This window comes from Microvirgula curvata (genome assembly GCF_054781615.1).
The window spans coordinates 15,876-26,984 of record NZ_BAAGUB010000004.1; the positions used below are offsets into that span (position 1 = coordinate 15,876).

Consider the following 11,109-nt stretch of genomic DNA (forward strand, 5'->3'; position numbering starts at 1 on the left):
AAACTCGATGTCATGAATTGGGTAACAATAAAAATCGTCAAAAAAGCAGCCAGCCATCATACAGAAGCCTCTTTCAGTCCGCCCTGACGGCAACGGTGTCTTCGTCGGGACCGTAGACTGTCAGTGTGGCGGTCGCGACCGTGTCGCCGCGCAGCTGCAGCGCGCACTCGAACTGGCCCAGCCCGTTGTCGGACTGGAAAATCCGGGTCGCCGTCACCTGCAGCGTGTCGCCGGCAAGGAAGCGCGGGCAGCGGCATTCATAGCGCCGCGTACCGAGCAGGAAGCCGATCCGGGGTGTCTCGCCGGCGCCGCGCGCCTGCCAGCCGGCCCAGGCGGCGACTGCCTGCGCCATGTATTCCAGCCCGACCCAGCCGCCAACGCCATCGTCGCCGTGAAACAGGTCGTCGGCGCGAATGTCGACTTCCGCCAGCACGCTGTCGCCGTCGCACGTCAGCACCCGGCTCAACAGGCACATGCGACCGGCATGGACCACCAGTTCGGTCACCGGTATCCGGCTCGGATCGGTCATCAGGCTCTCCCCAGCAGCAGCACGGCATTGCTGCCGCCAAACGCAAATGAGTTACTCAGTATCCAGTCCGGCTGGCGACCGAGCCGGCCACCGGCCGGCACCAGGTTCAGCACCGGCAGCGCCGGGTCGGCCACGCCATCCCAGCACTGCGGCGGCAGTTCGCCCTGCGGGTTGTCGTGCAGCAGCAGCCAGCCGATGGCCGCTTCGATCGCCCCGGCCGCGCCGAGCGTATGCCCGGTCAGCGGCTTGGTCGAACTGGCCAGGGTGCCGGCGCCGAACAGGGTGCGGACCGCCAGGCTTTCCATCGCATCGTTCTGCACCGTCGCGGTGCCATGCAGATTGATGTAGTCGACCTGGCCGGGTTCGATGCCGGCCCGCGCCAGCGCCTCGCGCATGGCGGCCAGCGCCCCGGCGGCGGACGGATCGGGGGCGGAGATGTGGTGCGCGTCGGACGATTCGCCCCAGCCGGCCAGCCGCACCCCGCCCGGCTCGCGGCTCATCAGGAACAGCGCCGCGCCCTCGCCGAGGTGAATGCCGCAGCGGTTGGCGCTCATCGGGTTGCAGCGTCCGGGGCTGACCGATTCCAGCGCAGTAAACCCGGCCAGGGTGAAGCCGCACAGGGTGTCGACGCCACCGGTAATGACCACGTCGCACAGCCCGGCGCGCAGCAGCCTGGCCGCACTGGCGATGGCTTTTGCACCGGACGAGCAGGCAGTGGACACCACCAGCGCCGGTCCGGCCAGCCCGAGCAGTCCGCTCAGCGCCAGCGCGGGCGAGCCCAGTTCCTGCATGGCGAAATCATAATCGGCCGGCAGGGCGCCGCCGGCATGAAACGCCCGTGCCGCCCGTTCGCTTTCGGCAATGCCCGAGGTGCTGCTGCCAAGCACGACGCCGATCCGCTCCGGTGCATGACGCGCCAGCGCGGCATCGACCGCCGGACGGATCTGCGCCAGCGCGGCCAGCATCAGTGCGTTGTTGCGGCTGCGCCGGGCGGGCGGCAGCAAGGACAGGTCGGCGTCAGCCACCGTCACCCGTCCCAGCAAGCGTGGCTGCCCCGGCGAATCGCATTCGTCCAGGCTGCCGGGCAGCGGCGTCCGGCCCAGCATGGCGTCGCGCAGCGCCGCCTTGCCGTTACCGGCGGCGCAGACCACGCCCAGTTCGTTCAGGTAGACCGCGGCGCTCATGGCGCTTCCTCCGGCTGCAGGGCAGATTCGATGCGCAGCCGGTAGTGCTCGGCCACATTGTCCAGTTCAGCCGTGCCGATCCAGCGTGGCGCGCCGGCGGCATAGCGGATGTTCACCACGGCGCTGCCATCCCGGCTGCGCAGCACGCGCGCCCGTTCCGACTCGTCCAGCGTCCAGCCCGGCGGCAGCGCCGCCTGCAGCGCGCTTGCCGGCCAGTACACCAGTTGCACGTCGCGCAGCACATGCGCGGCATCGACTTCCATCGGCAGCAGCGGATGACGCTGGCTGCGCAGTGTCTTGCCGTCATAGTCGAGCGTCAGCACGCGCTGGTTCATGACGAAACCGGCCAGCCGGACCCGTGCCGGGTCCAGTTCCAGCAGCACGTCGATGCTCCTGCCGGTCGATGCCGCCTCGCCACCGTTGCGCGGCACTTTCAGCACCGTCAGGCGCTGGACCAGGGCCAGCGAACTGCCGAGCGTGGCCGGTGCCAGCTGCAGCGGCGGCACGGCCGCGACCGGCGCCGGCGCACGCGTGGCGCAGCCGGTCAGCAACAGCAGGCAGAGCACGCCGCAGCAGCCCCATCGGTTCACGCGCCTCATGGCGTCCTTTCTTTTTGCCGCGCCGGCCCCGAGCAGAACATCGGCGCCAGCAGCCAGGCCAGGCCGATCCCGAGCAGCATGGTCAGCCCGAAGGCGCGCAGCGCCGGGGTGTGCGACAGCGCCAGCAGGCCGAACGACAGCAGGGTGCACGCCGCCCCCAGGGTGACCGACAGGAACGGAGCGCCGGCATCAGGGTCGGGCTGCTCCTGCAGGAAAATGCCGTAGTCCACGCCCATGCCGAGGATCAGCAGCAGGGCCAGGACATTGAACAGTTGCAGCGGCTGGCCGAACAGGGCGAGCACGGCGAGGGTCAGCAGGCTGGCCAGGGCGGTCGGCAGCAGCGCCCGCCACGCCTTGCGGCCGAAGCGACGCCACAGTGCAGCCAGCACCAGCAGGTAACTCGCAAGAATGACGCCGCCCATGATCTGCCGGTACCGGCTCAGCACCGACGACACTTCCGCCACCTTGTCGACCCAGCGCACGCCGGGCAGTCCGTCGGCCAGTGCCGCCAGACGCGGCAGGCGATCGGGCGAGTCCACGCCGCGCAGCATGATCACGCTGGCGTAGCCGCCATCGAGCCGGCCCAGCCACAGCGGCCGCAGCGGTTCGGAGACCGGCGCGGCCAGCCAGCGCGCCAGGGTCATCAAGGGCACCGGGCCGGCCGTGCGGGCGGCGGCCGGGGTTTCTCCCAGTCGCTGCGTGGCCAGCGCGATGACCCCGCCGTCGCCATCCAGCGTCCGGCGCAGCAGCGCCACACTGGCGCGCTGGCGGGCCGCCGACGGCACCCAGTCGGAGACCGCCTGATAGCCGCGTATCCAGCGTGCGCCGACCAGCGCGTCCAGCCGGGCCTTCAAGGCTTCTTCCCGGGCCAGCACCTGGTCCGGCGTGGCCCCGCGCACCAGGTAGAACTGGGCCGGGCTCGGCAGGTCGAGCAGGCGGGAAATGGCCAGTTGCTGTTCGATCAGCGTCGCCGGCGAGCTCTGCAGCAGGCGGATGTCGTCATTCGCCTGCAGGCGCCAGCCGCCCCCCAGCAACAGGCCGGCCAGCAGCAGCGCCAGCAGCAGTGTCGCCCGGTTGCGACCGACGCGCGGCCAGTAGCGGCGCGCACGACCGATGGCAGCGGACAGCGGCGTCACCGACATGTAACCGCGTTCAAGGAACGGAAACCACAGCATGACGGTCAGGAACGAGGCCAGCAGGCCGACGGCGGAAAACACCGCCATCTGCTTGAGGCCGGGAAATGGCGTCAGCGCCAGCGCCAGATAGCCGATCAGCGTGGTCAGCAGCGCCAGCCCCATCACCGGCGCCTGCTCGCGCACCATGCGCCAGCGCGAGGCCGGCGGCTGGCCGAGCCGGCCGGCAAAATAGTTGGTGCCGTAGTTTTCGGCCACGCCGACCAGGCTGGCGCCGAATACCAGTGTCAGCAGGTGCAACCGGCCAAACAGTGCGGCAGTGACCGAGACGGCCGCCAGCAGGCCGACGCCGATGGCCAGGGTCACCAGTACCCGCGGCCGCAGCGCGCTGAAGGCGAACACGGTCAGCAGGATGATGCCGGCCAGCGAGCCGAAACCGATGGTGTGCACTTCTCGCTCGGCCTGGCTGGCCGCCGCCGCCGCATGCAGCGGGACGCCGGCGCTGAGCACGCGCACGCCGGGCGCGGCCTGCTGCGCGGCCTGCGCAGCGCGTTCCAGCCACGGCATCAGCGCCTGCTGGGCGGAGATCGAGAACGCCGGCCCCTGCTGCTCCAGCATCAGGACCGCATGGGCGCGACCGTCCACCTGCAGCGACAGCCGGCCGTCGGCCGGCCGCACCCGGCTGTCGGCCGCACGCTCGGTCTGCCAGTCGCCATACAGGTTCAGCGGGTCCTCGATCCACGGCCCCAGCCGCGGCATGCCGACCGGGCGGTACAGCGCGGCGACGGCATCGTCGGCCAGCGCCTGCGGCGACCGGCTCGCCAGCCGCTCCGCCTGGCGCGCACTGAGCAGGGCCTGCCGGTACGGCGCAAAGAACGACAGCCAGTCGTCGGCCATCCGGTCGCTGACCCGGTATTGCAGCGCCAGCGGCAGGCGCGCCGAGGCCAGCACGGCCGCATAGGCATCGCCGGCGCGGCGGGCGTCAGCCCAGTCGTCAGCGCCGACCAGCACCACGATGCGCCGGGTGGCCGCATCGGCCAGGCGACGGGTGGCCTGCTGCACGGCCGGGTCGCGCTGGTCCTGCGGCAGCATCGCCAGCACGTCGGTGTCCAGTTGCAGCCGGTCGCCGGTCCACAGCCACAGATTGTGCCCGGCGACCAGCGCGACCAGCAGCAGCCAGAGCAGCGCCAGCCGGCGCATCAGCGGGGAGGCGGCGTCAGTCAAACCGGGCGGCCTCTTCGGCAGTCAGCGCGGGCGGCGTGCTGCGCAGCGCGGAGAACTGGATATGCGTGCTGTCGCCATTGCTTTCGTCGATGGTGATCTGGCGCACGTAGCGGTCACCGGACAGGTCTACCCGGCGCATGCTCTTCGCCAGTGCCGCATGGCGCGGCGTCAATGTCAGCGACCACGACTTGCCGGACAGCTTGCCGTCGATGGTGAAGTATTCCTTCAGCGCCAGCACATCGCCGCCGAGCAGCGAGAACATCAGGTTGTTGATGACCCGCACCGACGGTTCGCGGCCGGCGTCGAGCTGGAAGGCAACGCGGCCATCCTGGGTCGCCACGATTTCATTGCGCGTCATGCGCAGCTCGCCGGCGAAGGGTTTGCGGGTGCGCCACAGTACCCCGCGCTCGCGCGAGACCAGGAAATCCCCGTTCGATGCCAGCGGCTTCCGGAAGCCGGCCACCGACTTGCTCTGGGTGAAATCCCCGCGCAGCAGCGCCGGTTGCGCGAGTCGTTCGCGTACGCCGGCCACCAGATCGGCGGCCTGGGCCGCACCGACCGCCAGCCACAGGGCCAGGCCCAGCCACAGCCGTCTCATGCCACCTCCACGCCGAGTTTTTCCCACAATACCGGCGGGCAGACGTAGCACATCTCCCCGCTGTCGAGACCGACCGCCACCTGGATGGTCCAGGCCTCGTTCAGCTTTTCGCCGCTGTCGGCATCGGTCATCCGGTAGTCGATCTTCAGCCGGTTTTCCCATTCGACGATGCGGGCGCGCAGCCGCACGCGCTGGCCGTATACCAGCGGCCGGACGTACTTGAGCCGCATGTCCACCACCGGCCATGCATAGCCGGACGCCCGCATCTGCGGATAGTCGTAGTCGAAGCGCGCCAGCAGCGCGCAGCGGGCGATTTCGAGGTAGCGGACGTAGTTGCCATGCCAGACCACTTCCATCGGGTCGAGGTCATGGAAGGCCGGCGTCAGTTCGATCTCGTGACTCAGCTCAGTCGTCATACAGGCTCCAGGCTTCGGCGCGGATCGCCGTCAGCAGCGATTGCAGTTCTCCGTCCAGCGCGCGGTCCTCGACGATCAGCGGGATGCGCGCGGCCAGATCGTCCAGCGTGGCGGCCAGTACCGGGCTGAGGTCGGGGTCGTGCCGCAGCCGCAGCGCCACGCCCTGGCGGGCGCAGATCAGCATGGCGGCCAGCACCTGTTCGGACAGTTCCAGCACCCGCAGGCAGTCGCGGGCGGCGATGGTGCCCATGCTGACCTTGTCCTGGTTGTGGCACTCGGTCGAACGCGAGAACACCGAAGCCGGCATGGTCTGTTTCAGCGCTTCGGCGGTCCATGCCGACACGCTGATCTGCAGCGCCTTCAGGCCATGACTGATGGCGGCGCGCGGTCCGGTCGCCGCACTCAGGTTGCCGGGCAGGCCCTGGTTGTAGCGGGTGTCGACCAGCAGGGCCATCTGCCGGTCCAGCAGGTCGGCGACATTGGCCACCGCATTTTTCAGCCCGTCCATGGCAAAGGCGATATGCCCGCCATAGAAGTGGCCACCATGCAGCACCTTGCCGTGGTCGACGTCGATGATCGGGTTGTCGTTGGCGCTGTTCAGCTCGTTCTCGATCATCATGCGGAAGAACGGCAGCGCCTCTTCCAGCACGCCGATCACATGCGGCGCGCAGCGCAGCGAGTAGCGGTCCTGCAGCCGGCGTTCATTGCGCGCCGGCCGGTCGCTGGCCAGGTCGGCACGCAGGCGGGCGGCGGTCAGTTGCGGTCCGGCGTGCGGTTTGACGGCAAACAGCGCCTGATCGAAGTGGTAGGCGTTGCCGGCAGCGGCAAAGACATTCAGCGCGGTGATGCGGGTCGCCAGCCGGGACAGGTAGTCGGCGCGGCGCCAGGCGAGGCAGGCCAGCGCCGTCATCACCGCGGTGCCGTTCATGATCGCCAGTCCTTCCTTCGGCCGCAGCGTCAGCGGCGCGACGCCGATCGCGGCCAGCGCGTCGGCGGCGGCGCACGGCTCGCCACGGAACCAGACCTGCCGCTCGCCGCACAGCACCGCGGCCAGGTAGGACAGTGGTGTCAGATCGCCACTGGCGCCGACCGAACCTTCGGCCGGAATCATCGGCAGCACGTCATGGCGGAGCAGGGTTTCGATCTGTGCCAGCAGGGCCACGCTGACGCCGGACGCGCCCTGCGACAGCGATGCCAGTCGCGTCGCCAGTACGGCACGGGTTTCTTCCGGGGTCAGGAAACGCCCGGCGCCGCAGCCGTGATAGGTGTACAGCCGCGATGGCAGCTCGGCCACCAGCTCCGGCGGCACGGCGACGGTGCACGAGTCGCCATAACCGGTGGTGACGCCGTAGACCACGCCGTCCTCGGCCAGCAGGCGGTCAAGGAAATCGGCGCCGGCGGCGATGCGCTGGCGGAACGCCGGGGCAGGCGACAGCACGGCCGCGCGCTCGCGGCGACTGATGGCGACAATGTCTTCCAGGGTCAGGCGGCTGCCGTCGAAGCAGACGGCGTTATCAGGTTGATCGGACAGCATGGGGCAAGGCTTTCTGTTCCCAGAACGGGAAAAAATTGAACCAGTCATAAGGCGATGCCGCCAGCAGCGCGCCCAGCCGTCCGGCATAGCGCGATGCCTGTGCGGCCAGCGCCTGCTGGCGCTGCTGGCGTGGCAGCACGACGCGCCCGGCCAGCAATTCGAAATGCAGGGCATAGCCCTCGCCGTCGTGCAGGCAGCCCAGCAGGTACAGCGGGCACTTGAACAGCGAGGCCAGCAGATACGGACCGACCGGAAAGGCGGCGTCATGACCGAGGAACGGGACGGTCACGGTCTGGCCGGAGCCGACCGGCACCCGGTCCCCGGCAATGACCACGTATTCGCCGGCCTCGACCCGCTCCGCGAGCATGACGGCCGTGGCCGGGCCCAGTTCGCTCACTTCGAGCAGGGTCAGCGCGGTATCGGGATTCAGTCGCCGCAGCACCCGGTTGAACTGTTCGGCATGGCGGGTATGCACCAGCACGGTCAGTTTCAGGGTCTCGGTCCGCTCGGCCAGCGCACGGCACAGCTCCAGGCAGCCGACATGCGCGGTGACAATGACGCCGCCCTGCCCGGCACGGATCGCGGCCAGGATCGGTTCGGCACCGAGGGTGCGCACGCGCTGCAACGGGTAGCGGCCGGCAACGGCCAGCAGCTTGTCGAGCAGGGTGTCGGCAAAGGTCAGCAGATGGAAAAAGGTGTCGCGACGGCGGGCGGGCCGGCCGAGGGCACCGGTTGCCGCCTGCAGCCGGTCCAGATACTGGCGCGACTGCGCACGCACATCGGGGCGCCCCAGCCAGTAGGCGAGCACGACCGGGTACAGGCAACAGCGGAACAGCCGCCGGCCGAGCAGGCGCTCGATGCCGTACAGCAGCCAGATGCCGGCGACGAACGTGTTCTCGCCCAGCTCGGCCCAGTGCGCGCCGCGTTCGCTCATCGGCGCAGTCTCCGCCACAGCAGCAGCGGCGCGCGCAGCAGCATGCCGGCGAACAGCCCGGCATGCAGCCGGGAAATCAGCACGTTGTCGCGCAGGACCCGAAAGTGCGACACGCCGTCTTCCGGATAGCGCACCCGTGTCGGCAGACTGACGATGCGCAGCCCGCGCCAGGCCAGACGCACCAGGATCTCGATGTCGAAATCCATGCGCCGTCCAAGCCGGACCGTATCCAGCAGCGCCAGCACCGGCGCCAGCGGATAGACGCGGTAGCCGCACATCGAGTCGCGGATTTCCAGCGACAGGGTGTTGATCCACACCCATACATGGGTCGCGTAACGGCCATACAGCCGTCCGGCCGGCACCGAGGCGTCGTAGACCGGGCAGCCGCAGATCACCCGCTGCGGATACTGTTCGGCCAGCGCCAGGAAACGCGGAATGTCATCGGTGTCATGCTGGCCATCGGCATCGATCTGCAACGCCTGCCGGTGGCCCAGGCGTGCGGCCTCGCGCAGGCCGGCCATGACCGCCCCGCCCTTGCCCTGGTTGCTCGCCAGCCGCAGCAGGTGAACGCCGTCGGGGTCGGCGGCGGCCAGCGCATCCAGCGCGGCGGCGCAGGCGGCGTCGCTGCCGTCGTCGACCAGCACGCAGAACAGGCCATGACGGCGCACGCCGGCCAGCACCTGGCGTACGGCATCGCCATGGTTGTAAACCGGGATCACGGCGCAGACCGTCATGCCGTCTCTCCAAAAAGGATCCGCCCGCCGGCATGCCGGCCGGCATCCGAGTCGAAGGCGAAGGTCAGCGAGCCCCGCGCCGCATCGAAGTCCAGCGTCAGCGTCAGCACGCTGTCAGGCACGATCACCTGCTGGAACTTCAGCACTTCCAGCCGCTGCACGGTCGCCGGCAGCGGAAACAGCTCGCGGCCGAAACGGATCGCCCACTCGATCTGGGCGATGCCGGGCAGGATGGGCCGGCCGGGGAAATGGCCGTCGAAGTACGGGAGGCCGGCCCCGGCGCGCAGCCACAGCCGGACGGACTGCGCCTCGCGCGCCAGCAGGCACACGTCGGGCCGGCGCGGGTCGAACCAGCGCGTCAGCGCCGCCTGGGTGATTTTGCCCTGGCTGTCGACCGGCAGCGCCCAGCCGTAACGCCAGTGGCGCGGCAGCACGCTGGCTTCCACATCGCACGCCAGCCACTGCCGCAGCCGGCGGCCGAAGGCGCCGCGCCCGTCGGCAACCAGCGCCGCGCGACCGGCGGCACTCGGCACGGCGGCGACGCCGAGCCGTTGCCGCGCGCCGTCCAGCGGCAGCACGCGCACTTCGTCGAGCAGGCCGGACGCCAGCAACCGCTGTTCCATCGCCGTCAGCGAGACGCGCTTTTCCTCGATCTTGACGATGCGGTCCTGACGGCCCAGCAGCAGGAAACCGTCGCCATGCGGCCGGGCATGGTCGGCGGAGCGGAACCAGTCGTCATCGGGCAGGTTCGGCGAACGCACCCACAGGGTGTCCTCGTAACGCAGCGTGACCGCCGGGAACGGCAGCCAGCCGGTGGCGTCGTCGCGTTCGCGCTGACGCCAGGCGATGCCGCCGGTTTCCGAGCTGCCGTAGACCTCGATCGGCGCCTGGCCCAGCAGTTCACGGCACACCGGCACGGCGTCGTCCGGCAGCGGACCGCCGGACGAGAACACCGCCCGCAGGCCGCGCGTGGCCGTTGCCCAGTCCAGCCCGGACGGCAGCCGCTTCAGGTGCGCCGGGCTGGCGACCAGCACTGCCGGCTGGCCTGCCAGGGCGGCCACGATGTCCTCCGGATACGCATGTCGGGTGGCAATGAACGGACGACCGCTGGTCAGCGGCCACAGAATGCGGAACAGCAGGCCGTAGATATGCTGGTGCGAAACGGTAGCGAATACCGGTGCCTCACCCAGCAGCCCGTCCCAGCAGGCGGCCAGCGTGCCCACTTCGGCCATCATCTGCCGCAGGCACTTGCCGATGGCGGCCGGTACCCCGGTGGAACCGGAGGTATGGATCACCAGCGCGGAAAAATCAGGGTCCAGCGGCTGCCAGTCCGGTGTGGCGGCCCCGCTCAGCGGCGTCAGCGGCAGACAATCGGCCGGCAGATCGCCGGCAAAGCGGTCGACCTCGTCGCGCAGTCGGGCCAGCGTGCCCGGCTGCGCATCGGCCGGCAGCACCACGGTCTTGCCGGCATGCCAGGCACCGAGCAGTGCGCAGGCGAAGTCGAAGCTGTCGTTGAAGTACAGCGCCACGGTCGGACCGGGCTCGGCGGCAAAGGCCGCGTGCCAGTCTGTGCAGCCACGCAGCAGGGCGGCGTAGTCGAGCCGGGCGCCATCGCGCCAGGCGACCGTGCTGTCCGCGGCGCGGCCGCGCGTCAGCAGGGTATCGAGTGTCAGGCGTTCAGGCATGGTTCCTCCCTGCCCTGACCCGCCGCCGCACCAGCCATTCACCGGCGAACAGCACGCCCATCAGCAGGTAGGAGATCAGGCCGTTGTACAGTGCCCAGGTGGCGGCATCGCCCCACAAGGCGGTCAGCAGCGAGAGGCTGCCGTTGAACAGAAAAAATCCGCACCAGACCTGGGTGACCTTGCGGGTGTAGCCGACGGCCTCGGGCGGAAAATCCGGTTCCATCCGTCGCGCCAGGCGCTCGATCACGCTTTGCGGGCTGTACAGGCTGGCCGCGAACACCGCCAGCAGCACGGCATTGATCAGCAGCGGATACAGTTTCAGCGGCCAGGCCGCGTTGGCCAGCAGGCCGGCCACGGCCAGCACCAGCGTGCCGGCGGCCACCACCAGCCAGACCCGGTCGCGTTGCCGCCAGGCGCGCAGCAGCGCCACCGCCACCAGCGGCACGGCCAGCCAGCGCGGCTCGACCAGTCCGAGACCGAAATAGACGATCAGCGGGTAGGCGAGCAACAGCAACGACGCGAGCAGCGTGGTCATGGGC

At 69.9% G+C, this 11,109-nt stretch carries 11 protein-coding genes; all 11 read right to left on the reverse strand.

Annotated features, from left to right (window positions below):
- Positions 1-73 precede the first annotated feature (73 nt).
- From ACYVG8_RS02205 to ACYVG8_RS02255, 11 genes are read right to left on the reverse strand one after another with little or no spacing between them, the layout of a single operon-like run.
- Entirely contained in the window at positions 74-529 is a 456-nt protein-coding gene (locus ACYVG8_RS02205) for an ApeP family dehydratase (protein WP_107889286.1), read from the reverse strand.
- The gene (locus tag ACYVG8_RS02210; RefSeq protein WP_028499522.1) at positions 529-1,713 is read right to left on the reverse strand and encodes a beta-ketoacyl-ACP synthase; all 1,185 of its coding nucleotides are present in this window, start codon (positions 1,711-1,713) and stop codon (positions 529-531) included. Before ACYVG8_RS02210 ends, ACYVG8_RS02205 begins: the two co-directional genes overlap by 1 nt.
- Positions 1,710-2,312 carry a DUF3261 domain-containing protein gene (locus ACYVG8_RS02215; protein ID WP_460744960.1) on the reverse strand — a complete coding sequence of 201 codons (603 nt, stop codon included), beginning with the start codon at positions 2,310-2,312 and terminating at the stop codon, positions 1,710-1,712. The genes ACYVG8_RS02210 and ACYVG8_RS02215 overlap by 4 nt, the downstream gene beginning before the upstream one ends.
- Entirely contained in the window at positions 2,309-4,669 is a 2,361-nt protein-coding gene (locus ACYVG8_RS02220; RefSeq protein WP_460744961.1) for an MMPL family transporter, read from the reverse strand. The genes ACYVG8_RS02215 and ACYVG8_RS02220 overlap by 4 nt, the downstream gene beginning before the upstream one ends.
- Positions 4,662-5,267 (reverse strand): outer membrane lipoprotein carrier protein LolA, encoded by a 606-nt coding sequence (locus tag ACYVG8_RS02225; protein ID WP_460744962.1) that lies wholly within the window; start codon positions 5,265-5,267, stop codon positions 4,662-4,664. Before ACYVG8_RS02225 ends, ACYVG8_RS02220 begins: the two co-directional genes overlap by 8 nt.
- The gene (locus ACYVG8_RS02230; RefSeq protein WP_028499526.1) at positions 5,264-5,683 is read right to left on the reverse strand and encodes an acyl-CoA thioesterase; all 420 of its coding nucleotides are present in this window, start codon (positions 5,681-5,683) and stop codon (positions 5,264-5,266) included. Before ACYVG8_RS02230 ends, ACYVG8_RS02225 begins: the two co-directional genes overlap by 4 nt.
- On the reverse strand, positions 5,673-7,217 hold the full coding sequence (locus tag ACYVG8_RS02235) for an HAL/PAL/TAL family ammonia-lyase (RefSeq protein ID WP_028499527.1): 1,545 nt from the start codon (positions 7,215-7,217) through the stop codon (positions 5,673-5,675). Before ACYVG8_RS02235 ends, ACYVG8_RS02230 begins: the two co-directional genes overlap by 11 nt.
- A complete protein-coding gene (locus ACYVG8_RS02240) occupies positions 7,198-8,151 on the reverse strand; it encodes an LpxL/LpxP family acyltransferase (protein WP_112692490.1) in 954 nt (317 codons plus the stop codon). The genes ACYVG8_RS02235 and ACYVG8_RS02240 overlap by 20 nt, the downstream gene beginning before the upstream one ends.
- Entirely contained in the window at positions 8,148-8,885 is a 738-nt protein-coding gene (locus tag ACYVG8_RS02245; RefSeq protein ID WP_460744963.1) for a glycosyltransferase family 2 protein, read from the reverse strand. The genes ACYVG8_RS02240 and ACYVG8_RS02245 overlap by 4 nt, the downstream gene beginning before the upstream one ends.
- Entirely contained in the window at positions 8,882-10,570 is a 1,689-nt protein-coding gene (locus ACYVG8_RS02250) for an AMP-binding protein (RefSeq protein WP_112692491.1), read from the reverse strand. The genes ACYVG8_RS02245 and ACYVG8_RS02250 overlap by 4 nt, the downstream gene beginning before the upstream one ends.
- On the reverse strand, positions 10,563-11,105 hold the full coding sequence (locus tag ACYVG8_RS02255; protein WP_028499531.1) for a COG4648 family protein: 543 nt from the start codon (positions 11,103-11,105) through the stop codon (positions 10,563-10,565). The genes ACYVG8_RS02250 and ACYVG8_RS02255 overlap by 8 nt, the downstream gene beginning before the upstream one ends.
- Between the last annotated feature and the right edge of the window lie 4 nt (positions 11,106-11,109).

What these genes read in the sequence shown, in the direction of transcription:
- ACYVG8_RS02205 (WP_107889286.1), bottom strand. Translation starts at nt 529, where the DNA reads ATGACCGATCCGAGCCGGATACCGGTGACCGAACTGGTGGTCCATGCC.
- ACYVG8_RS02210 (WP_028499522.1), bottom strand. Translation starts at nt 1,713, where the DNA reads ATGAGCGCCGCGGTCTACCTGAACGAACTGGGCGTGGTCTGCGCCGCC.
- ACYVG8_RS02215 (WP_460744960.1), bottom strand. Translation starts at nt 2,312, where the DNA reads ATGAGGCGCGTGAACCGATGGGGCTGCTGCGGCGTGCTCTGCCTGCTG.
- ACYVG8_RS02225 (WP_460744962.1), bottom strand. Translation starts at nt 5,267, where the DNA reads ATGAGACGGCTGTGGCTGGGCCTGGCCCTGTGGCTGGCGGTCGGTGCG.
- ACYVG8_RS02230 (WP_028499526.1), bottom strand. Translation starts at nt 5,683, where the DNA reads ATGACGACTGAGCTGAGTCACGAGATCGAACTGACGCCGGCCTTCCAT.
- ACYVG8_RS02235 (WP_028499527.1), bottom strand. Translation starts at nt 7,217, where the DNA reads ATGCTGTCCGATCAACCTGATAACGCCGTCTGCTTCGACGGCAGCCGC.
- ACYVG8_RS02240 (WP_112692490.1), bottom strand. Translation starts at nt 8,151, where the DNA reads ATGAGCGAACGCGGCGCGCACTGGGCCGAGCTGGGCGAGAACACGTTC.
- ACYVG8_RS02245 (WP_460744963.1), bottom strand. Translation starts at nt 8,885, where the DNA reads ATGACGGTCTGCGCCGTGATCCCGGTTTACAACCATGGCGATGCCGTA.
- ACYVG8_RS02250 (WP_112692491.1), bottom strand. Translation starts at nt 10,570, where the DNA reads ATGCCTGAACGCCTGACACTCGATACCCTGCTGACGCGCGGCCGCGCC.
- ACYVG8_RS02255 (WP_028499531.1), bottom strand. Translation starts at nt 11,105, where the DNA reads ATGACCACGCTGCTCGCGTCGTTGCTGTTGCTCGCCTACCCGCTGATC.